General features: G+C 57.8%; 19 protein-coding genes and 1 tRNA gene. 9 read left to right on the top strand and 11 right to left on the bottom strand.

From position 1 onward, the window contains the following. The first annotated feature begins 41 nt into the window (after positions 1-41). Positions 42-896, top strand: a complete 855-nt coding sequence (locus CU100_RS23240) for a YihY/virulence factor BrkB family protein (RefSeq protein WP_106719025.1) — start codon at positions 42-44, stop codon at positions 894-896. Here CU100_RS23240 and CU100_RS23235 read toward each other — a convergent pair. Both CU100_RS23235 and gluQRS read right to left on the bottom strand, forming a co-directional pair. Beyond that, positions 863-1747 carry a DMT family transporter gene (locus CU100_RS23235; protein WP_106719221.1) on the bottom strand — a complete coding sequence of 295 codons (885 nt, stop codon included), beginning with the start codon at positions 1745-1747 and terminating at the stop codon, positions 863-865. The genes CU100_RS23240 and CU100_RS23235 overlap by 34 nt on opposite strands. A 70-nt stretch (positions 1748-1817) precedes the next feature. Beyond that, the gene (gene gluQRS / locus CU100_RS23230) at positions 1818-2744 is read right to left on the bottom strand and encodes a tRNA glutamyl-Q(34) synthetase GluQRS (protein WP_106719024.1); all 927 of its coding nucleotides are present in this window, start codon (positions 2742-2744) and stop codon (positions 1818-1820) included. An 82-nt stretch (positions 2745-2826) separates the two neighbouring features. On the opposite strand from gluQRS, the gene CU100_RS23225 reads away from it, so the two are divergent. Continuing rightward, positions 2827-3471, top strand: a complete 645-nt coding sequence (locus CU100_RS23225; RefSeq protein ID WP_106719023.1) for a DNA-3-methyladenine glycosylase family protein — start codon at positions 2827-2829, stop codon at positions 3469-3471. Between the two features lie 109 nt (positions 3472-3580). Next, a complete protein-coding gene (locus CU100_RS23220) occupies positions 3581-4138 on the top strand; it encodes an HNH endonuclease (protein WP_106719220.1) in 558 nt (185 codons plus the stop codon). 306 nt (positions 4139-4444) lie between these two features. On the opposite strand, the gene CU100_RS23215 is transcribed toward CU100_RS23220, so the two are convergent. Together CU100_RS23215 and CU100_RS23210 are read right to left on the bottom strand one after the other, a co-directional pair. Next, positions 4445-4948, bottom strand: coding sequence for a disulfide bond formation protein B (locus tag CU100_RS23215; RefSeq protein WP_106719022.1), 504 nt, complete (start codon positions 4946-4948; stop codon positions 4445-4447). A 32-nt stretch (positions 4949-4980) separates the two neighbouring features. Further along, positions 4981-5571: a YqaA family protein gene (locus CU100_RS23210; RefSeq protein ID WP_106719021.1), complete on the bottom strand. Its 591-nt coding sequence runs from the start codon at positions 5569-5571 to the stop codon at positions 4981-4983. 562 nt (positions 5572-6133) lie between these two features. On the opposite strand from CU100_RS23210, the gene CU100_RS23200 reads away from it, so the two are divergent. Both CU100_RS23200 and CU100_RS23195 read left to right on the top strand, forming a co-directional pair. After that, positions 6134-7216, top strand: a complete 1083-nt coding sequence (locus CU100_RS23200; protein WP_106719020.1) for a carboxypeptidase-like regulatory domain-containing protein — start codon at positions 6134-6136, stop codon at positions 7214-7216. A 341-nt stretch (positions 7217-7557) separates the two neighbouring features. Next, positions 7558-7642, top strand: a tRNA-Leu gene (locus tag CU100_RS23195). Between the two features lie 74 nt (positions 7643-7716). Here the strand turns inward: CU100_RS23195 and CU100_RS23190 are convergent. The 3 genes from CU100_RS23190 to CU100_RS23180 form a co-directional block, all read right to left on the bottom strand. Beyond that, positions 7717-10005 carry a tetratricopeptide repeat protein gene (locus tag CU100_RS23190; protein ID WP_146141895.1) on the bottom strand — a complete coding sequence of 763 codons (2289 nt, stop codon included), beginning with the start codon at positions 10003-10005 and terminating at the stop codon, positions 7717-7719. A gap of 40 nt (positions 10006-10045) precedes the next feature. Further along, a complete protein-coding gene (locus tag CU100_RS23185) occupies positions 10046-11044 on the bottom strand; it encodes an HAD family hydrolase (protein ID WP_106719019.1) in 999 nt (332 codons plus the stop codon). Positions 11045-11114: 70 nt separating this feature from the next. Beyond that, the gene (locus tag CU100_RS23180; RefSeq protein WP_106719018.1) at positions 11115-12785 is read right to left on the bottom strand and encodes an arylsulfatase; all 1671 of its coding nucleotides are present in this window, start codon (positions 12783-12785) and stop codon (positions 11115-11117) included. A 522-nt stretch (positions 12786-13307) separates the two neighbouring features. Here CU100_RS23180 and CU100_RS23175 point away from each other — a divergent pair. The 4 genes from CU100_RS23175 to CU100_RS23160 all read left to right on the top strand — a co-directional run bounded on the left by CU100_RS23175 (position 13308) and on the right by CU100_RS23160 (position 16275). After that, positions 13308-13775 carry a DUF992 domain-containing protein gene (locus CU100_RS23175; protein WP_106719017.1) on the top strand — a complete coding sequence of 156 codons (468 nt, stop codon included), beginning with the start codon at positions 13308-13310 and terminating at the stop codon, positions 13773-13775. A 56-nt stretch (positions 13776-13831) separates the two neighbouring features. Next, positions 13832-14812: a DMT family transporter gene (locus CU100_RS23170; RefSeq protein ID WP_106719016.1), complete on the top strand. Its 981-nt coding sequence runs from the start codon at positions 13832-13834 to the stop codon at positions 14810-14812. 25 nt (positions 14813-14837) lie between these two features. Beyond that, positions 14838-15848, top strand: coding sequence for an Lnb N-terminal periplasmic domain-containing protein (locus tag CU100_RS23165; RefSeq protein ID WP_106719015.1), 1011 nt, complete (start codon positions 14838-14840; stop codon positions 15846-15848). Positions 15849-15921: 73 nt separating this feature from the next. Then, positions 15922-16275, top strand: coding sequence for a hypothetical protein (locus CU100_RS23160; protein ID WP_106719014.1), 354 nt, complete (start codon positions 15922-15924; stop codon positions 16273-16275). 42 nt (positions 16276-16317) lie between these two features. On the opposite strand, the gene CU100_RS23155 is transcribed toward CU100_RS23160, so the two are convergent. The 4 genes from CU100_RS23155 to secA form a co-directional block, all read right to left on the bottom strand. Then, positions 16318-16773, bottom strand: coding sequence for an ion channel (locus CU100_RS23155; RefSeq protein ID WP_106719218.1), 456 nt, complete (start codon positions 16771-16773; stop codon positions 16318-16320). Between the two features lie 47 nt (positions 16774-16820). Next, the gene (gene bspF, locus CU100_RS23150) at positions 16821-18104 is read right to left on the bottom strand and encodes a type IV secretion system effector crotonyl transferase BspF (protein ID WP_106719013.1); all 1284 of its coding nucleotides are present in this window, start codon (positions 18102-18104) and stop codon (positions 16821-16823) included. Next, positions 18104-19525 (bottom strand): lipopolysaccharide biosynthesis protein, encoded by a 1422-nt coding sequence (locus CU100_RS23145; RefSeq protein ID WP_106719217.1) that lies wholly within the window; start codon positions 19523-19525, stop codon positions 18104-18106. Before CU100_RS23145 ends, bspF begins: the two co-directional genes overlap by 1 nt. 136 nt (positions 19526-19661) lie before the next feature. Beyond that, the gene (gene secA / locus CU100_RS23140) at positions 19662-22388 is read right to left on the bottom strand and encodes a preprotein translocase subunit SecA (RefSeq protein WP_106719012.1); all 2727 of its coding nucleotides are present in this window, start codon (positions 22386-22388) and stop codon (positions 19662-19664) included. Positions 22389-22404: the final 16 nt, after the last annotated feature.

Below are 22404 nucleotides of genomic sequence, written 5' to 3'. Positions count from 1 at the left end.
TTCCCTTGCATTAGCCGTTGCAAGCGGGCAAAACATTATCGATGCGTAGGGCAAAATCTTTTCTTCGGCGCGTTATCGCCGACACGTGGCGGCATTTCAGCACTGATGATGGGTGGGCACTGGCAAGCCACGTGGCCCTTTCCGGCATCATGGCCCTGTTCCCGTTTCTGATTTTTGCCACGTCGCTGGCGAGTTTTCTCGGTGCGAGCGCCTTCACCGATACTGCCGTTCACGTCATTTTCGATACGTGGCCGGAAGTCATTGCCAAGCCGATAGCGCAGGAAGTGCGCAATGTTCTCAATATCCAGCGCGGCGGCCTCCTGACCATCAGCGTGATCGCAGCGGCCTATTTTGCGTCGAACGGTATCGAGGCGCTTCGGGTCGCGCTCAACCGTGCCTATAGGGTCATCGACACGCGTTCGATCATCTATTGCCGCCTGCAAAGCCTCGGCTATGTCGTCGTCGCAACGATCGGCATCATGGCCATAAGCTTTCTTTTGATCCTCGCGCCGCTCGCCATGCGCATCGCCACCATCTATATTCCCGAACTCGTGCTTATTTCCGCAACGATCGGCTTCTGGCGGTACTGTATTGCTTCTGCGGTGCTCATTATCGGCCTGCTTGTCGTGCATCTCTGGTTACCCGCGGGGCATCGCACCTTCATGGAGATACTGCCAGGCGTGTTGGTGACGCTCCTCGCCTGGACCATTGGCGCGACGATCTTCGCCAGCTATCTTGAAACCTTCGCCAATTATGTATCGACCTATGCCGGCCTTGCATCGATCATGGCGGCCATTGTTTTCCTTTATATCATTGCCGCGATCTTCATCATCGGCGCCGAGATCAACGCTGCGATCATCCGTTACTGGGAGAGCGTGGAGGCTGAACGCGCCTGACCGGTCGAGAGCGCGACGCCAAGGGTCGCTATGAACATTCCCACGAGCTGAAACGGTGTCAGTGTCTCGCCGAAGAGCGCATAGGCCATCAGCGCCGTGACGCCCGGAACAAGATAGAACAGCGAAGCAACCTTCGACACCGCTCCCTGGTTGATGAGCAGCATCAGCAGAAGAACGGCACCGATCGACAGCACGAACACCAGCCAGAACATCGCAAACACCAACTCGCCCGACCATATTACGGTGTGCGTTTCAAGCAATAGCGAGAAAATGCCGGTGAGGACGGCGGCGCCAAGATATTGCAGGCTCGTGCCTGCCTTCAGGTCGATATTGCGGACAAAGCGCTTTTGCCAGACTGTACCGATGCTGATGGCGACGACAGAAAAAATCGCCGCCGAAACTGTAGCCGGCGTAATGCCGCCTGCGGATATCGCCAGCTTCGGCCACAGAACCATCGCGACGCCGATAGAGCCGACCGCCAGCCCGGCCAGATGCCGCCGCTGGATGGATTCGCGCAGGACCACGCCAGCGATGAGTGCCGTGATCAAAGGCTGCAAGCCAACGACGAGTGCCGACATGCCTGCGGGCAAGCCATTGTGGATGGCCCAGAAGGCGGCGCCCAGGTAGGCACCATGGATGAGGCATCCCGCTATCACCGCATGGAGCGCGCTGCGTTTGCCCGGCCAATGGTTGCCGGCAAGGGCAACCCATAGTCCGAGGATAGCGCCCGCGATGGCGAAGCGGACGGTCAGGAAATAGAACGGCTCCATATAGGGCATGGCATAGCGCGCACCGATGAAGCCGGAAGCCCAGAGGATGACGAAGAGTGCGGGAAAATAGCGGGCGGGCATTATCGGCAGGACCATATCGATGCGTTCGTGTGCTGATCTATACCGAATTGATCCGGACAACCAGAAGTCGTTAACGCCGCAGCTTGTCGAACCATTCGTCGCCATTGTGCCCTTCGAACGACAATCCCACCATTGCCTTTATCTCCGCTGGAGTGGCGCCGTCTTCGCGCAGGGAGCGCAACGACGTGTCCTTGCGGCTTTTGGAAAGCTTCTTGCCGTCCTTGTCGAGCAAAAGCGAATGGTGATGATAGAGAGGCGGCTCGATGTCGAAGATCTGCTGCAGCAGGCGATGGACGCTGGTTGCATGGAAGAGGTCCTTGCCGCGGACGACATGGGTGATGCCTTGCAACGCATCGTCGATGACGACGGACAGGTGATAGCTCGTCGGAATGTCCTTACGGGCGATGATGACGTCACCCCAAACCTGCGGCGCAGCTTCCACCATAGCTGCCTCCTCGATAGGAGAGTCGAGTGATATTTCGCGCCAGCTGAGCGGCGCGCTGATATGGTTCAACGCGCGATCCATGTTCAGCCGCCATGAGAAGGGTTGCCCTTGGGCGATCCTCCTGTCACGCTCGCGGGCTGGGAGCTGCCGGTCTGTGTGCGGATAAAGCAGTGCACCATCGGGATCGCGGGGCCAATTGTCCACGCCTCCCGCAATATGTCCGATTTCCCGCCTGATCCCGCCGCGGCTGAGAAACGCCGGATAGACGAGCTCCAGTCCGATCAGCCTGTCGAGTGCCTCCTCATAGACGGAAAAGTGCTCGGATTGGCGGCGAACGGGCTTCTCCCATTCGAAGCCGATCCAGTGCAAATCCTCCTGCATGGATTGCTCCAGCGCAGGAGTGCAGCGCTCGCGGTCGATATCTTCCATGCGCAGCAGCAACCGCCCGCCACATGCATCGGCCATCCGCTGGTTCAACAAAGCGGAATAGGCGTGGCCAAGATGCAGATGGCCATTTGGACTTGGAGCAAAGCGAAAGACCGGATCTGTCATGAGTGATGAACTGGCATTCTTGCAGGTGTACCTCCTGGATTGATACGGTGTTTGCCAAACGAAGCAAAGTGGGCCGGTTTCAATGCGCAGGATAGACACGCTGGAAGACATTGCGGAAGGATTGGAAGTCCTGGTAGGTCGCCATCCCGAACTCGCGGCAATCGCCGAGCGGGCAGGGCCGCTGCCGCTGCGACGCTCGGTTCCCGGGTTCGAAAGCCTTGCTTCGGTAATCGTCTCGCAGCAGGTCTCGAAGGCCAGCGCGGATTCGATCTGGAAACGGCTCGTCAGCATCATCGACCCGCTGACACCGGAAAACTATCTGGCGAGCGGCGAGGAAGCGTGGCGGCGCGCCGGCCTTTCCCGTGCCAAGCAGGCGACGCTCGTGCGCATCAGCGAGGCGATCATCGCTGGAGAACTTGATCTCGGGGCCCTCGCCGATATGCCTATCGACCAGGCCATGCAGATAATGACCAATGTCAAGGGCATCGGACCGTGGACGGCGGAAGTCTATCTGCTGTTCTCCGCTGGGCACGCGGATGTCTTTCCTTCCGGTGATGTCGCGCTCCAGCACGCTTACGCCCACGCCTATGGCGAATCAGTACGGCCGGACTCCAAGGCACTGCGGCTCCTGGCCGAACGCTGGTCTCCCTGGCGCGGTATTGCGGCGCGTCTTTTCTGGGCTTACTATGCAGCAACGCGTGGCCGCGATGGCACACCAGCGCCATGAAGTTGAAATAGCGGCGTTTTTCCCTGCATAACACCGCAATTTGCTTCACATTCCTGTCACGTCCGGCTTACAATAATGATGCTTGATGGTTGGATTGGGAGTTGATTCCTTGACAATAGCCGTCTCGCCGGACGGGTTACCGGCTCTGGTACTCAATGCGGACTATCGTCCGCTCAGTTATTATCCCTTGTCGCTATGGTCCTGGCAGGACGCGATCAAGGCGGTTTTTCTTGACCGTGTGAACATCGTCGCCGAATACGAGCATGAGGTTTCCTCGCCCTCCTTCGCGATGCGCCTGCCAAGCGTGGTTTCGCTCAAGACCTACATCAAACCTTCGCGCAACCCCGCCTTCACAAGGTTCAATGTCTTCCTGCGCGACCGTTTCGAATGTCAATATTGCGGCTCCGATGAAGATCTGACCTTCGATCATGTCATCCCGCGCTGTGCGGGCGGCGAGACAATCTGGGAGAATGTCGTGGCTGCCTGTTCACCATGCAATCTTCGCAAGGGCGGACTGATGCCCAACCGCGCCAAAATGTGGCCGCGGCAGAAGCCTTACGAGCCGACCGTGCATGACCTGCACAATAACGGCCGCCTGTTTCCACCAAACCATCTGCATGAAAGCTGGATGGATTATCTGTACTGGGATGTCGAGCTCGAACCCTGAGACCTCTGCCAATCCACCCCGATGGCCATCTGATGCGGTTTTCTGCGCTTCCGGTGCTCACGTACACCCTGTACGCTGCGCGCCGGTCCTCGAAAACCGCACCAGCTGACTCGCCAGGCTGAATTCTCAGATGGTCCCGGCCAATCCCGGCTGGCTAGCGCCGACTATCTCTCCCCTTGTGGGAAGGAGATCGAAGAGAGGGGGTAGTCTAGAAGCAAATCCCCTCTCTGGCGATTTCTAGCACTTAGCAAAGAGGCTAAGATGCTGAAATGGCTTTCTCCCCCACGAGGGGGAGATAAGAACCGTCTAAGTCTTCGCTGCACCACGAAATGCAACGATCATGAGAATGAAGCTCGCGATCGCATTCCAGCCGGCGAAGGACAGGCCGAACACGCGCAGTGCCGCCGTATCGCATGCAGGCGGATGAATGGCGTTCATATCGTTCAAGAGACTGCCTGCATCCGTGGTGATCGACATGGATACCGCCGTGCAATCGGTGGGTCCCGCCCAGAATTTCCATTCAACGCCCGCGTGAAAGATGGCGAGGCCGAGACCGATGAGCATGAGGAGTCCGCCGAGAGCCAGGAGAAGCCGGGTCAGGCCCGCCGGCCATTTCAAACCTGCCGACGCCACCGCGAGCACCATCAAAGGAATTCCGGCATAATAGGGAAAGCGCTGCTCAAGGCATAATTTGCACGGAAGGTAGCCGCCGATATATTGAAATCCGAGCGCTGACCCGACTGTGAAAATCATCGCGACGAGGAGAAACACAGCCGTCCTGAAATGGATGTGGGTGTTCGTAACATTCATGTTGTCTGGACGTCCTTATTCATGCGGCCTGGTTACAACTGGGTGTAGTGAAACAATGCATAAAGCAATATCAGAACAAGCGCTGCTGCACCGGCAATAAGACCAAGCCGCTTCTCGATAAAATGGCGGATAGGCTCGCCATAGCGCCTCAAAAGCCATGCGAGAAAGAAAAAGCGCGCACCGCGCGCAAGAACCGCCGAAACGACGAACAGCCAGATATTGATGCCTGCCGCTCCCGACAGGATCGTCACGATCTTGATCGGCGGCAGGTGGGCGAGCCCCGAGGTGACGAGGAGTAGCAAGATTGCATCGGCGCTGGTTGAACCGCGCAAGTGTTCGAACGCGTCGAGCTTGCCGTACATTTCGAGGATCGGCTTGGCCAATGTCTCATAGGCATAGTAGCCGAGCAGCCAGCCGGCTATGCCGCCGAGAACAGATGCAACGGTTGCGACGAGGGCATAGCGATAAGCTCGTTCAGGACGCGCCAGCGCCATCGGAAGGTAGAGTACATCGGCCGGGACAAGAAACACCGAACTCTCTATGAACGCGATGACGGCAAGCCAGACCTCCGCAGATTTGCGGGCGGCGAGCGACATGGTCCAATCGTATAGTCTGCGCAGCATAGGCTAGTTCCTGTCGGGGAGGCTGTTGGAGAGTCGTGCGGTCTTCAGGGTCTGTCGATATTCACCCCGTGACGGCCTGGAATGGCATTTTTATGCTCTCCCGGCGCCCTTGAACAAGAATGTTCACACCGCGCCGGTCCTTAAAAATCACCATTTCCGCTCGTCCTGACCTGAATCTCGCCAGACCCTAGAGCAAAATGCGGCCAATTAAAATCATTTCGCTCAATCTTTTGCCAAGGCTGTTGTCCCGGGTCATTCGCCTCTATTTGTCTCGTGCGGACGGGGCAACACACGATGTGTTACATTCTAGAAATCATCTTATAGCTGTTGACCGAAAGGTAGCTCTGCATGTATCTGGTTTTTGATGGTCGTGGTACACCCATGTCCGACGCTCTTGCGATCCCCCTTTGCGGAATGGGCAGACGCGCCTGAGTCAAGTCACATTCCAAAAGGAGTGCTGGTTCGATTTCGGCAGGGGGCACCATAAGCTGGGCATCGTGAGAAGTTTCCCGCGATTTTTTTATGACGTATTGAATATTATTTTTTTTGATTTCAGGTGCCTATGAGTACAGACGGTTTCGCTACAATAATCGGTAGCATCAATACACCACTTGCCTTGGCAGCTCTTTCACTGCTTATTATTGGTTCAATTCTGTATGTTGCCGCCAAAGACGGTAGAGAACGACCCATACTGGTGCGATACGGTTTTGGGGTGTCCGCGTTGTTTGGATTATTGGCCATCGGCGGCTTCATGGCTGATAGCTACATGAACGAGGTCTTCCTTGTCGAGGGCAACGTTACTGATGAAACGGGCAGGAGTATCGAGGGCGCTGTTGTCGACATTGTCGGTCTGGGCCGCAGCATTTCCCTCTCAGATGGTACTTTTATAGTGCCGATGTCTCGCAAGAAGGTGCAATCGGTCTACAACGTCAGAGTTCGAAAAGCTGGATTTGAGGATTGGACCGGCCCCATTTCGGGCCCTTATCCAAAATTTATTGAGATAAACACACCTGCTCGCCAATTTACTCAAAAGGACGTTCACATCACAAGCGATGGAATGGTGTCAGTCTATTTGGGAGTTGGTGAATTCCTTACTGGAGTTCAAGCGCTAAACAATACGTCAAGAGCCGAGTCGTTCCAGACGCTTGCGATGCGATTAACCAGCCCATCGGACAAGATTATTGAACTTTCTCCTGATGCGATTCTTAATTCTTCGAATGGAACAGATCCCTTTACCACCTTAACAGTCGGGCCTTTGTCCGAACTATCGCAACGAATTATCTGGAGGGATGACGCGGCGATATCAAACGCGAAGATGGTGGCCCGTGATAGCGGCCTATTGGCCGGACCGAAGACCTGCATTCCGGGCCGGGGGGCAGTCGAAAAGGATCTCGCAATAGAGAAATTCTTTGACCAGAATTTTTTTTGGGAGGAGGGAGTTTGGAAGGGAGCGTTCACAATGACCACCGATCGTGCCAAGGTGAGCAAGGCCTTTAGCTTCGTTCTGTCCAAATCTCAAGTCGCTTCGTTGCACGGGTCGAAGTTGGCATACCTCCAGTGCAGAGGGCTGGAACACGGAAACCACTACTTCTCTGACGCTGGTGCCAAGAGTTCGTTGCCGGTAAACTTTGAACTGGTGGATTGAACGCAAAACCTGAACATATTGGTAATTTACTCTCGTCCCGGTCGCCGAATTTTGGTGTAGACACCACACACTTCAAAACTTATCGCGAACTCACCTTTGTTTTCTCAATTCCGCATCCACTCGCGAACGAGGCGTGCGATTCTGCGTGCGCGCCGCTAAGGTGAAGCTGTGAGGCCGTCTTAGGGGCGGCGCGGTCGGCATTTGATCCTTCAGCGTCCGAATGGGCAACCCATGCCGCGTTGCAATCAACAAATCATCTTATTATTGTTGACCGAAGGGTGGCTCTGCATGTATTTGGCTTGTCACGGGCGTGGGTTCACCTGTGTCCGAACGCTCTTGCGGCCCCCTTGGCGGAATTGGTAGACGCGCCTGACTCAAAATCAGGTTCCGAAAGGAGTGCTGGTTCGATTCCGGCAGGGGGCACCAACGACAGGCTTCAACCCATCTCCAGCGGTATGGCAAGTCGGGATACCCGATGCTCTGAAAAGGTTGCGAGCGCTTCATTCTTTCTCAACAATCACCCGCAGCTGTCTTACAAGATCTGCTATCTGCGGGTCACCGGGCTGCAGGCGGGCAAGCGCCTCAGCATGTTTGAGTGTCTCCGAATAGCGCCGGAGTTTGAGGCCAAACTGGATTGTGGTGCCAAGCTGGTTTGCGTCGGTTTCGCCCGGAAGAGGTTGGTCGAGCATTGCGAAAGCATCCGCGGTGCGCCCGACCGAATCGAGCGCAATGGCGAGAGTTGTCCTATAGCGGGAATTGCGGGGGTCGAGGCTCACGGCCCGTTCGAGTTCATCAATAGCGCTCGGCATGGCCTTGCGGCGAACGAGCGACAAGGCATGGCCGTAACGCAAATCGGCCTGGTCGGGCGAGATTGCGATCGCCTCGGCGTATGCGCGTTCGGATTTTTCGTCTTGGCCGGTCGCACGGTAAAGCTCGGCAAGGTTAATCCTCGCTCCGGAGAGTGCAGGATCAAGCGCGATAGCCTCACGGAATGCCGTCTCCGCTTCGCCGGGGCGCTGCTGGCCCAAAAGGAACGATCCGAAGTTGTTCTGCACTTCGGCAGCATCGGCATTGGCTTTAACATAGGCGCGAAGATCTTCGATGGCGGCAGCGAATTTTTTTCGTTCATCGCCGAGGAAATTCAGCGGCGGTGTGCTGCCCAGCGCCGTAGCCGCTGCTACGCGCACGGCCCGTGTTTCGTCACCGAGCAGCTTGCCGATCGCATAGGACCTGCGCTCAGGCGGCAGGTTATTCCCGGCTTCCGCAGCTCCGAGCCGGACGAGCGGATCGGAATTTTCCGCCGCCGCCTTTATATCCGCGACGACGTCTGCTCCACCGATCCGGCTCATGGCCGCGATCGCGCTGCCCTTGATGATGGCAGCCTGCTCGCGGTCCGCCACGATCTTGCGCAGGGCCTCGATGGAAGCCGGATCGTCTTGCGCCGCGCCGGCGAAGGCATGGGCGATGGTCGGGCGTTCGCGCCATGACGTGCCGTACCACGCGTCCATGATTTCGGCCGCCCAGGTGTCGGGCTTGCCCGCATGGCAGGTGGTGCAGGCATTGGGTGTGCCGTAAGCCGCCGACAGGTCGGGCCGAGGGATCGTCAGGGAGTGGTCGCGCCGCGGATCCACCTTCATGTAGGTGCGCTCGGGCATGTGGCAGCTGGTGCACTGCGCGCCGGGTGAACCCATCGGATGATGCGTATGGGCTGGAGTATCGAAATCGCCTGCCGGATTGTAGTGGGCAAAGCGTTCCGGAGTGATTTCTGTATGGCATTGGGTGCACAGGGCATTGCCCTGCGCCTTGAGCTTGGCTTCATGCTGCGTGTGGCAATCGAGACAGGTAACGCCCGCTTTCGCCATCTTGCTTTGCTGGAAGGAACCGTACTCGAAGACCTCGTCAAGGATCTGGCCGTCCGGGAAATAAAGGTCCGGCCGGAGCAGCGCCGGCGAGAATTGATCGAGAAACGGCTGTCCGGCCTGTTGACCGCCGAGAAGCCGGGTCCGCCGCGAGTGGCAGCCAAAGCAAGTGCTCGCATCAGGTTTCGCAAGTCCCAGATCGGGGCCTATGGTCGTCAGGGCAGACTGCGACTTTGCCTCGGCCCATTCCACATGTTTTGCGCCGCCGCCATGACAGGACTGACAACCGATGCTGGTCGCCACATAGGTTGACCGATATTCCTTCGTCCCCGGCTGGAAATTGGCCTGAGGATCGGTCGAATGACAATCGATGCAGGTCCGGTTCCAGCGGTAGAACGGGCCCGTCCAGTGATAGGTCGAACCGGGCTTGGCCGGTTTGCCCTGACCAAGCCAGAACCACTCCCGCTTGTTCGTGTCCCATGCCATGTCGAGAGCCTGCAACCGCCCTCCGCCGAGGTCGACGAGGTACTGCTGAAGCGGCTCATAGGCGAAGGTGTATTTTATCTCGAACTCTGCCTGCTTGCCATCAGGGCCCTCGGTGCGCACGAAGAAGCGACTGTCGCGGCGAAAGAAGGTCGAAGCGATACCGTCATGTTCGAGTTCGACATTATTGAAATTACCCCGCACGGTCTCGTCGCCGGCGAGGGCCATCGCCTTGGCATGATTTGACTTGGCAAAGGCCTCGGCCTCGCTGGCGTGGCAGGAGGCGCACTTCTTCTCGTCGACGAAACCGTCGTGGATCGAAATCAGCGGGTCGACAGCAGCAGTCGAGACATTCTCGGCGCGAGCATGCAAGGGGAACGCAAGCAGGCCGCAAAGGGAAAAGCTCGCCAAAAGAATTCCCGCCAAGCGAACATTCAGCCTATCCATTGCGGCGTTTTCTTCCTGCAGTATCCGGGACAGCAATCGCTCAATCGGGAAAGATTTGCTTCCAGTCAGCCTTCATGTCGACGACTGTCCACTGGTTCACGCTCGCAGCATCGAGCGCCTTGTCGAGGCGTCCGAAGTCGGTGTTGCGATCATAGGCATATTCGCGCTCGGCATCCGTATGGTGAACGATCAGCCCGAAGCCCGGCTTGCCGCCCAAAGTCGTCCATTGCAGCATCTCGAGGTCACCATCGGAATTGCCGAACGCGGCGATCGGACGGCGGCCAATGTGCTCGTTGATACCGACGGGCTTGCCCGCCTTGTCATCGATGAAATTGACTTGTGGTAGCCGCATCAAGGTCGGTGCGCCGTCCTTCATCTCGAACTGTGTTTTGATCGATGAACCGACCACCTGTTCGGGCGGGATTCCGTAAACCTTATCGGTCCACGGCCGCATGAACTCGATGCCGCCACCCGACACGATGAAGGTCTTGAAGCCATTGGCGCGCAGATAAGCGAGCAGTTCGAGCATCGGCTGATAGACAAGGTCGGTGTAAGGCTTCTTGAACCGGGGGTCACGCGCGGTGGCAATCCAGTCGGTCACTATCGTCTGAAATTCCTGGGCCGTCATTCCGGAGTGGGTGGTCATGAGGAGTTCCACCAGGCCTTTTTCTCCCAAGGCGGCAAGCGTCTTCATATCACTCTCGAGCACCGCCTTGAAGGGCTGCGTATCCTTCCATTCGGGGTGAGATGCGGCCTCGGCCTTGACGCGGTCGAGGACGAAGGCGAGCTGGGTGTACATCGGATGCTCGGTCCACAAGGTGCCGTCATTGTCGAATACGGCGATGCGTTCTGGTTCCGCTACGAAGTCGGTCGAGCCCTCCTTGGTCACCTTCTCGACGAAGGCGACGATGGCGGCTTTCGGGGCCGTGTCATTCCATGACGGAAGCGGATCGTTTTGCGCCCACGCATGGACGACGAAAAGAAGCGTGGTCGCGATGCCCAGCGCGAGGGTGCGGGCAAGTTGATATGTCGTGAACATGATGGAAGCCCTCTAATAGCCGCGCAGAAGTTGATCGGCCCCCGGTCAAAACCGGGGGCCGTTTGTGTCGTCAATTGCCGGTGGGCAAGGTGAGGGTGACACCCTCTTTCGCGAGCGAGTCCCGCACCCACTGGAACTTCTCGTAGTTCGAAAGCGTGATTGGTCCCGTGTAGCCGACACTCTGCATTTTCCGTGGCGGATAATCGACATAGGTCTTCATGATCTTCTTCAGCTCTTCACCCATGACGACGCCCATCCAGGTCCGCTCGGTGAAGTTGTTCATGAAGATGTCATAGCGCTCCTGCGGGTCCTGCCACAGGTCGAACACCTGCGGTACCGTGGCGACGTATTTCTCCGCACCCTTCCAGCCAAGATTGGAGTCCACGGCCAGACCACCGGTCGACGCTCCGTCGTCGCCGCGGATATTGAACGCGAACTTGTAGTTGTTGAAGCGAATGGCGCCTGGCGAGAGTTCGTCCTCGGTAAAGTAGAACCAGGATTTACGCTCGGATTTGCCCGTACCAAGCAGGACCGGCGACATATCATAGCTGTCGAAGATGATGGGTTTGTCCTCGCGATCCTTGTCAGGCAGCGGAACACCGGCGACGGAGGCGAATGTTGCCATGAGATCGAGGCCGCCGACAACGTCATGATTCTTCGTATCGGGCTTGATCTTGCCGGGCCATACGGCAATTGCGGGAACGCGGTTGCCGCCTTCGCGCAAGGTGCCCTTGGTACCGCGGAAGGGCGTGTAACCGGCATCAGGATAGACATCCTGCCAAGCGCCATTGTCCGTCGTGTAGAAAACCAGAGTATTCCGGTCGAGGCCGGTTTCGCGCAGCTTGTCCATGATGCGCCCGATACGCGTGTCAAGTTCCACTACCGAATCCGCATATTTGCTTTTCGACAGGGACTTGTGCTGGAATTCGGGTGCCGGCAGGTTCGGCTGGTGAACCTTCATGAAATTGACGTTGATGAAGAAGGGCTCGTCCGGCTTTTGCGACGCCGCGTCAAGGAATTCAATCGCTGCTTTCTCGACATAGCCATCGAAGAACGGAATACCGACCACGCCTTCCTTGCCATCGATCGTCGGGGTATCGACATATTGGCCGTTGATCTTGAAGTCCTCTGTTGCCGGACCTCCGGCCTTGCCGGACAGCGAGCCCTTGGTCACTTTCTGGAACATCTCCCTGAGATCCGTAGGCATGTCAGGGAACCAGGTCGGATCGGCGTAGGTATAGGCATTGAGATGATAAAGGCCCGTATATTTCATCTCGTCATAGCCTTGGGCAATCGGAAGTGCATAGTCGGCTTCACCGAGATGCCACTTGCCAGTGAAGTAGGTGTGGTAGCCCCCGCGCTTCAGCACCGACGCGAGCGTCCATTCCGCCGCCGGCAGGCCTCCGCCCTGGCCCTGGAAGGCCACTGTGGTCATGCCGCTGCGGTTCGGAATGCGGCCGGTCTGCATGGCGGCACGGCCGGGCGTGCAACTTGGCTGGGCATAAAACGAGAAGAACGTCATGCCCTCGTCTGCAAGTTTGTCGATGCTTGGTGTCGGCATGCCGCGTCCTTCGCCGCCGCCATAAGGTCCAAGATCACCATACCCCGTGTCATCGGAGACGATGAACAGGATGTTGGGCTTTTTTTGCGCGTCCTGCGCTTCGGCGGGTGCGAGCGCACCGCACAACACCGTCCCGGCGACCAATGCGCCAAGACGGAACTTCAGCATTCTCCCGGTCATTTTTCAACTCCTCGGTTTGATCACGTACTTATCGGTTCGCGGGCGGTCGGCGGCCTGAACTTTCTCCCGGTGCGAAACAGCGATGCGAGCATTGATTGTCAAAGTGTTCGAATGGTACGAAGTGTGCGCAGATCCGCAGCGTGAGGTGCCGTCCCCGGCAATACGCGTCCAGGTATTTTCTTCGGCGTATGCCTGCTCCTCCAAGCTATTCTTGGATCAGCTTCCGAGTGAAGTACGTAACAGTTACAAACGCCGGTCTCCCCGGCGGCCCGTCAAGACTTTAATTATCAACATCCACGGGGTTGGCCGACCGCTCGATTCACCTCATGCGTGCGGCACAGCAAGTGGCGGTCAATGAGGTCGAGGCTTATAGAAAACGAGAGCGGGATGGGGTCGCCGCGCATGCGCTGTGCACCTGTAACTGTTACGTACTTCACTTCTGCGGGTTGAAGCGGACCTATGTCGTAAGCAGGAGCGGCTTCCACGGTGCTCCCACCGTTTCCACAGGAGCAGGAGTTGAAAATGACTTTGTTTCACAAGATGCTTGGGTGCGCTGCCTTGTTAATCCCGTTTGAGGCGAGTGCCCAATCTTCTCAAATCGGCATGCTCTCCTGCGACATTTCCAAGGGAATAGGAATGTTCGTCGTGGAGAAGCAAAAGCTTTCCTGCACGTTCAAGCAGAACAATGGCGGCAATATCGATAATTATACGGGATCGCTCGACCAATATGGAGTCGCGATCGGCGAGGTCGCATCGGGGCACCTGATCTGGGGCGTCGTAGCAGCAACGAGCGGACTTCCAGCGGGAGCGCTCGCCGGCACCTATGCGGGTGTCGGAGCAAACGCTTCGGTCGGCCCGGGAGCAGGTGCGAACATTCTGGTTGGTGGTACGGGCAGAGCGTTTTCCCTGCAGCCTATCTCGGTAGAGGGCCAGGAAGGCATCAATTTCGCCGGAGGGGTTACGACCGTCACGTTAAATCCGGCACCCTGACGTGAGTGCTGCCGCAATAATTGTGCAGGTTGCCGGAACTGTGGCATAATTCGGACATGGCGATGAATGTCTGGGCAATCCACAATGGCGCAGCCGGGACGGATGGGGTAGGAGGCAAATCAGTTGCAGTCGCCTATTCCGTGGGAGTGTTCTGCTGGCTGCTGTCGGCCGGCGTCTATATTGCGGCAAAATGGGTTGTTCCGGAGATGCCGCCCTGGGCGCTGTGCTTCTGGCGCGTGCTGATTGCCTGGGCAATCCTGCTACCGATCGTACACGGACACTTCAACGCCATGGCCGGGCTCGTGCGGGCCCGTTTTCTCGAACTGCTCTTGGTAGGTGGGATTGGGCTTGCGATCTGCCAGGGCCTGGTTTTCGTGGGGCTGAAATATGCCGACGCCACCACGGCAGGCATCATCATGGCCCTGATCCCCATCGTCACCATGATCCTCGCCCGTTTCATTTTGGGCGAGCCAATGGGAGTTTGGCAGGTGATCGGCTCGATCATAGCCTTCGTCGGGATCGTCGTCATTATCGTCAAGGGCAGCCCCGCGGCGCTTTTGCGTCTGGACATCAATCCCGGCGAATTGTGGATCGTCGCCGGCGCGTTTTGCTTCGGTCTATATGCCGTGCTGCTTCGCCGCGCGAAATTCGATCTGAAGCGTCTGCCGCTCCTTGTCGTACTGCTTGGCGCTGCGGCGCTTACAGCTCTGCCGTTCTATCTCTGGGAACTGGCTTCCGAGGACCGTTTCGCGCTCGATGCAAGCGGGCTCATCGCGCTGGCCTATGTGGCGGTTCCGGGCGGGGCGCTGATGTACTACCTCTTCAATTGGAGTATTGAAGCACTGGGTGCGGCGCGGGCGGGCGTGCTGCTATATCTCCAGACGATCTTTACCGCCGTGCTCGCCTATCTGATCCTTGGCGAGCGCCTGCAATCCTATCATCTGGAAGGGGCGGCGATCATCGTCGTTGGTCTGCTACTCGTCATCCTGCTCAAGCCTTCGAGCAAACCAGCGGCAAAAACGATCTCGGGAGGCTAAGATCAGCAGTTATGGGGGAAGTTCGATGCTGCGCGCGGGGCGTGTGACAATCGCGATCATGCTCGGCGCGATCGTGATGCTTGCGACGGCTTGGGCGGTCGCCGCGCTCTACTTCCGGCTGCCTTTGCCCGAGCCTCTCAGGGTTGCTGCCGGCTGCTTGTTCGGACTGCTTGGCCTCGCAACCGTGATCGCGCTGTTCACGCGCCTGCGTGTTCAGTCCCTGATCGTATTTCTGGTTTGCTTCGGCTTGCTACTGACATGGTGGCGCACGATAAAGCCGCTTGAGCAGGCGGACTGGGCGCCGGAGGTGGCCCGGCAGGTGACGGGAGAGCGCGACGGCGATTTGCTGACGCTGACAAACGTCCGCGACTTTGAATGGCGGGGCAAGACCGATTTCGTCGAACGTTGGACCACACGAACCTACGACTTGAAAAAGATCAGGTCCGCCGACCTTTTCATGTCCCAGTGGGGAAATCCGAATATTGCCCACGTGATGATGAGCTTCGGCTTCGAAGGTGACGACTATATCGCGTGGTCGGTAGAGGTGCGCCGGCGCGTCGGCGGCTCGTTTTCGCCTGTTGCAGATCTGTTCAAGAGCCATCCCCTGGTCATAGTCGCCGCTGACGAGCGAGACGTGGTCGGTGTCCGTTCGAACTTCCGCGGAGAGGACGTGCAAATCTATCGCCTCAAGGCCTCTCCCGAAGCTGCGCGGGCCCTGCTGCTCGAATATGTGGTCGACGCCAATGCGCTGGCGGCGACGCCGGAATTCTACAATTCGATAACGACGAACTGCACGACGACCATCGTGAAGATGATAAGGGCGGTCGGCGATGCCATTCCGCTTGATTGGCGGCTGATCGTGAACGGTTACCTGCCCGAATATGCCTATGAAAATGGAGCACTCGACACAAGCCTGCCGCTGTCAGAACTGCGGGAGCGGGCTCATATCGACAAACGTGCATCGGCTGCAGGCCTGACGCCTGACTTCTCAAGGCTCATTCGCGTCGACGTGCCTGCGCCCGTTCGTGGAGGATAGATACGAAGATCCGCCGATGATTGGGTAAACAGCTCAAGTATGCCGACACAACAACCTCTGGAGGAAGCAATCGATGCGCATCATAGCAGCAATGACAATCGTTTCAGCCCTGACACTGGTCAGCTGTCAATCAAGTGGGGACGATTCTGACGCGGTGCCCGCATCCGCCGTACCGGCGAGCATGGATGCGACGGCAACAGCTTCCAACGGTGCGCCGATGGACATTGCGGATCTGGTGAATGCGCCTGTCGCCAGCGCAAAAGGCCAGATGCAGGCCAGAGGTTACAGAATCGGCGTTGAACAGGGACAGACCGTATTCTGGTGGAACCCGCGGACGACGATTTGCGCGACCACGGTCACGGCCAACGGCCGCCTTCAGACAATCGGCACCGCGTCGGCCCGCTTTTGCGGACAAAATTCGAACTGATATTCGATTTCGCATCCACGCCGGGGGCATCGCCATGGCAATCTACCGCAGATCAGGGTCCGAGTTGTCTGAAAGATCTTCGTCGTCCGAACCCTTGGCCCGTGCCCTGTCGAGCCTGCCGAACTCCGTCATGATGCTGACGAGAATGCTTGCGGTCCAGCCAAACGTGAACAAGCCCGATATTGCTATGATCGGCCCCAGCAGACGCCAGCGGTCAGGCAGAGCGATATTGCCTTCACCAAGCGTGGTATAGCTCTCGAGAACATAGTAGTAGCTGTCCCGCATCGAGGGGATGACGCCGCGCTCGTAGATCGGGATAGCCCAGATGAGGGTTTCCGCGAAGTGCAGGATGACCAGAGACGCGATGGTCAATGCGAGCAGAAGGTTGAGCCGCCAATGTGGCGTAGTCCTGGTCATGCGTATCCAGGATTTGCTGAACCGCCGATTTATGATGCGGATTCCCGCGCCATGAACGAAGATAATGACAATCAGGAACACGGTGCCGACGGCAATTTCCAGAACAGGTTCGGGGGCTGAAAGCCCGATCACTTACGTCCCCTCATGTTGCGGAGGCGTTCGCGAACGAGCCGTGCGATATTTTGCGTGCGCCGATAGAGGTGAAGCTGTGAAGCTGCCTGCCGGGCTGCACGGTCGGCGGCCGGTGTCAGTCCGATCACCAGCGTCCCGACCGGCTCGCGCTCCATGAAAAGCCGGGAAACCACCGGGTGGTCGGGAACGGCGCATGAATCGGTGCGCTCGATATTCGGATCATCCAGGTGGTTTTTCAGCATCTCGATCATCAGGAGGACCCCGGGCGAATAAGCCGCCAGGCTCTCGTCATAGGCGGTTTTCCACGTCCAGGCTTCGCCAGCTTCGACAAAGACCACGAGAACGGCAATGACCTTGCCATCGAGTTCGAGTGTGTGGATGCGGGCGAGATCGCGGGCCGCCAGGTTGTTGACTGCCTCACGGGCAAACGCTGCGCGGAACCTATCGACCGCCATTGCCGAGCCGCGCTGGCCCTTCCAGCCGCTCGCTTCAAGAACGAGAAAATCTTCCAGCCGAGCCCGAATTTCTTCTTCGCTTCGAGCGACACTATAGGTCAGCTTGCCTTTTTCGGCGAGACGGCGCCATAACCGCCGGTATTCTTTGGCATGTTTGGCGCCAATGGCGTCACGGAGATACTCTGAACCCTCCCTGGTACTTTCGAGGAAGGGGCGTTCGATCTGGTTGACAGTCATCAGCGGGAGGTTGCGGTCCAGGGCGATGGAGCGGATCAGTTGCGCCACAGTCCGGTTGAGCAGCATGTCAGGAAGGACAAGGATTTCCGGGAACTTCAAGTGCTTGCGCGCCAGCATGTCGAACAGATCGTTGATGACGCCGACAGGATCATCCCGATCGATCAGCGGCGTGCCTTGCGGTCCGAATGGTGTGGCCCAGGCGCGGATAATGGAAGCCGTGACGTTGAAACCCGGACGCTCGATCGTATAGGGCATGAGGAAGCGCAGGCGGCTCTTCACGTCGTTTTCGTCGCGCATGACCATGAAACGGACCTGCCGGTCGTCAAGGCGCGGCATGGCGGGGGCGAGGAAGCGCGGATTGAAGAAGATGTTCGGCTCGATCGTGCGGTAGGTCAGATATTCGAGTTCCTCCAGCAATTCGAAACCGGCCGAGGCCGAGTAGACGGAAAGCTTGCGCGGAACGGCGCGTGTGCCCAGCGTTTCCTCGAGTTGCTTGGCCGCCTCATGCGATTCGAACCCCGAGAGCTGCGAGAGTATCTGCGAGGAGGGGCCTCCGGCCAATTCTTCGAGAAGCGGTGTTGCTGCCATCAGACTTCTTCCTTGGCCGCGCCCGTGCGGGCTCTGCCGGCAAAAACGAACATCGCAATGTTCAAACGACTGTAAACGGTCAGCGCCAGCGTCACTGCTTCGAACACCATCGAGAATGCCGTGGCAAAAGCAGCGCCGGGGAGCCCGTAGACTGGTATCAGCAGAATGCTGAGACAGATGTTAACAATCAGTGTGAGCGCATACACGGACGCACAGATTTTCTGTTTGCCGGCCATGTTCAGAAGGCTCTCTGCCGGCCCAACGGAAGCCCGGGCGACGACGCCGACCACTAGGACAAACAAAAGAGGGTAACCGTCGGTAAACTGGGCGCCAAAAAGCAGGAGCAGCGGTTTGCCCAGGATGAGAAGAATGATCGCCATGGCCAATGAGGGCCAGAAGGTCCACCGCGCGGTATCGCGGGCGAATTGCGCTAGCTGGGCATGGTCGTGGGTGTGCATCAGCTCGGAATAGCGCTGAGCGGCACCGGCCTTGACCGAGAAATAGACGAAATGCACAAGCGCCAGCAGCTTTACGGTGGCAAAATACGTCGCGACCTTGTCAGGCTCCAGGAAGCGGCCGACCATCAGCACGTCGGCATTGGTCAAAAGGAAGAAGAAGCCCTCGACCAGGAAGATCGGCAGCGAGACAGCGAACCACTCGCCGAAGCGGATTGTCCTTGACCCAGGCGAGACGACCGCCATGAACCGGCGGTTGACGACAAAAAGCTGCATCAGCGTGGTCATGTAAGTCGCAATGATCGCAGAGACGATCGCGGTCATCGCCGTTGGCGCGAACCCGCTTGCGTGCGCGATGGTCATGACCAGGAGAGCGAGGATCGGGCGGATGATATAGGTAGGTGTAAGCGCGACAAGGGCCCATGACCGCGACCTGGCAGTGCCATCCAGCGTGTCGCCAAGCGCAATCATAGGAAGGCATATGAAGCCGATGATGAAGGGAGCGACGTAGTAGGATTCGATTGCATTGCGGAAGTAATAGACACCGACGGCACCGACAATAGCGACGCAGGTCGTCAGTCCAACGGCGAAGAGCTTGCTCGTCAGCAGAATACCTCGCAGATGATCGAGCTCCCCTCGTTCCAGATATTCGGGGACGAAGCGGATGACGCTTGTCTGGAAACCAAGACAGGAGAGATTGCCGAGGATGACGACAGTCACCCAGACAAGGACAAAAATCCCGTATTCGAACTGGCCCATCCAGCGGGCAAAGATAACCTGGGAGACAAGTGCGATCGCTGCACTGACGATGCGGATGGTAAAGGCGATCAGCGATACGCGCTGGGCCGCGGCATGCTCGCTAGAGCCGTCGAACAGCCGATCAATCCGCAAGAGCCAAGGACCGAGCCGCCGGGACAGTTTGTCAGGCAAAAACCGGTCTGCAGCTTTAACCGCAGAGATTCGCAAAGGCAGCTCCACTCGTTTCCGATACCCGGACCTATTAATGCGTAAACCTTTAGAAACGGTTCGGAAAGTGGATGGTAACCTGCACGGGAAAGGAAAAAGCCGCGCTGTGAAAACGCGGCCTTTTGCTCATTGGCGATCAGACAAAAGCACCGTGACAGTGCTTGTATTTCTTGCCTGAACCACAGGGACAGGCCTCGTTTCGGCCGATCTTGCCCCAGGTCTGAGGATTGTTCGGATCGCGATCTTCCGGATCGACGACGCGCAGATCCTCCTGCACGGCAAGCAGGCTGCCTTCGCCGAAATCGTCCTGGCCGGTGAAGCCATCTATGTGATGGCCGTGCATGACCGGCAATTCCGGCTCCGGTGCGCTTGCCGCCTCGCGCACGAGTTCGACGCGCATCAACTGGCTGGTGACGTTCTGGCGCAGGTTGGCCAACAATGTCTGGAAGAGCTCGAACGCCTCGCTCTTGTACTCGTTCAGGGGATCGCGCTGCGCATAGCCGCGAAAGCCCACAACAGAGCGAAGGTGATCGAGATTGACCAGATGTTCACGCCATAGCGCGTCGAGTGTCTGCAGGATGACCGACTTTTCGACATAGGCCAGGATTTCCGGGCCAAAGCGCTCGGCACGATCTGCGGCGGCTTTCTCGACCGCCTCCATCAGGCGTTCGCGGATATCGTCGGGTGTAATGCCGTCTTCCAAGGCCCATTCGGTGATGGGGAGGTTGAGATTGAGAATATTGCGCACATCCTCGTCGAGCTGCTTGATATTCCACTGTTCGGCATAAGCGCCTTCCGGCGTGTGCCGCGCCAAGAGGTCCTCGACGACATCCTCGCGCATTTCCCTCGTGGTCTGGCTGAGGTCGGTACTATCCATCAGCTCTATGCGCTGCTCGAAGATCACCTTGCGCTGATCGTTCATCACGTCGTCATATTTCAGAAGGTTCTTGCGGATGTCGAAATTGCGTGCCTCGACCTTCTTCTGCGCCTTTTCAAGAGCCTTGTTGATCCAAGGGTGGACGATTGCCTCGTCTTCCTTGAGGCCAAGCTTCTGGAGCATGCCGTCCATGCGCTCGGAACCGAAAATGCGCATGAGGTCGTCTTGCAGCGACAGGAAGAATTTCGACCGGCCCGGATCGCCCTGGCGGCCCGAACGGCCGCGCAGCTGGTTGTCGATACGCCGGCTTTCGTGACGTTCTGTCGCCAGCACGTAAAGTCCGCCCGCCGCAAGCGCCTTTTCCTTCAGCTTTGCTATGTCGGCCCGAATCGCGGCTTCCTTCGCCTTGCGCTCTTCGCCTTCAGGCATTTCCTCGAGTTCGCGTGCAATACGCATTTCGAGATTGCCACCAAGCTGAATATCGGTGCCGCGCCCAGCCATATTGGTGGCGATGGTGATGGCGCCGGGAACGCCGGCCTGCGCAACGATATAAGCTTCCTGTTCGTGATAGCGGGCGTTGAGAACCTGGAAGTCCTTGAAGCCTTCCTTGCGCAGGCGCTCGGCCAGATGCTCGGACTTTTCGATTGAAGTGGTGCCAACAAGAATGGGCTGGCCCTTGGCGGTCGCCTCGCGAATGTCGCGAACGATGGCCCGGTATTTTTCCTCGACGGTCCGATAGACTTCATCGTCCTCATCAAGACGCTGGACGGGGAGATTGGTCGGGATTTCTGTGACTTCGAGACCGTAGATGTTGCCGAATTCTTCCGCCTCGGTGGAAGCCGTGCCGGTCATGCCGGCGAGCTTCTTGTACATGCGGAAATAGTTCTGGAAGGTGATGGAAGCCAGCGTCTGGTTTTCCGGCTGGATCGTCACGTGTTCCTTGGCTTCGAGCGCCTGGTGCAGGCCTTCCGAGAAGCGGCGGCCCGGCATCATGCGTCCGGTAAACTCGTCGATGATGACGATTTCGTCGTTGCGGACGATGTAGTCCTTGTCCTTCTGGAAGAGCTTGTGGGCACGCAAGGCGTTGTTGACATGATGAACAACGGCAACGTTCTCGATATCGTAGAGCCCTTCGCCCTTGAGGTGACCCGCTTCCTTGAGCAGGTTCTCGAGCTTCTCGGTGCCTTCCTCGGTGAAGATCGCAGTCTTCTGCTTCTCGTCGATCTCATAATCTTCTGGGTTCAACGGTTTGATGAACGTGTCGATGAGATTGTAGAAGTCGGAGCGGTCGTCCAGCGGGCCGGAAATGATCAACGGCGTGCGCGCTTCATCGACGAGGATCGAATCCACTTCATCGACAATCGCATAATGATGCGGACGCTGTACCATCTGCGCGCGCTCATATTTCATGTTGTCGCGCAGGTAGTCGAAGCCGAGCTCGTTGTTCGTCGCGTAGGTAATGTCGGCATTATACGCCTTGGCGCGTTCATCATCATCGAGACCATGCACGATGATGCCGTAAGAAAGTCCAAGGAAATTATAGATCTGGCCCATCCAGTGCGCGTCGCGGGTCGCGAGATAATCATTGACAGTAACGACATGAACGCCCTTGCCTTCAAGCGCATTCAGATAGACCGGCAGGGTAGCGACAAGCGTTTTGCCTTCACCCGTACGCATTTCCGAGATGCCGCCATTGTGCAGCACCATGCCGCCAATCAGCTGAACGTCGAAGGGGCGCATACCAAGCACGCGCTTGGCCGCTTCACGCGCCACGGCGAACGCCGGGACGAGCAGATCGTCGAGCTTGGTACCGTTGGCAAGGCTCGCGCGAAATTCAGCCGTCTTTGCCTTTAGCTGTTCATCGGTAAGTGACGAGATTTCTGCCTCAAGCGCATTGATCTGTTCAACACGGGGTTTGAAGCTGCGGACGCGGCGCTCATTCGAGGAGCCGAAAATCTTGCGGGCGAGGCCGCCGAAACTGACCATCCCTGGTCCTCTCTTA

The sequence above is a fragment of the Phyllobacterium endophyticum genome (assembly GCF_003010935.1).
GTDB classification, from domain to species: Bacteria; Pseudomonadota; Alphaproteobacteria; order Rhizobiales; family Rhizobiaceae; genus Phyllobacterium; species Phyllobacterium endophyticum.
This window is presented reverse-complemented; position numbering and strand designations above follow the sequence as displayed.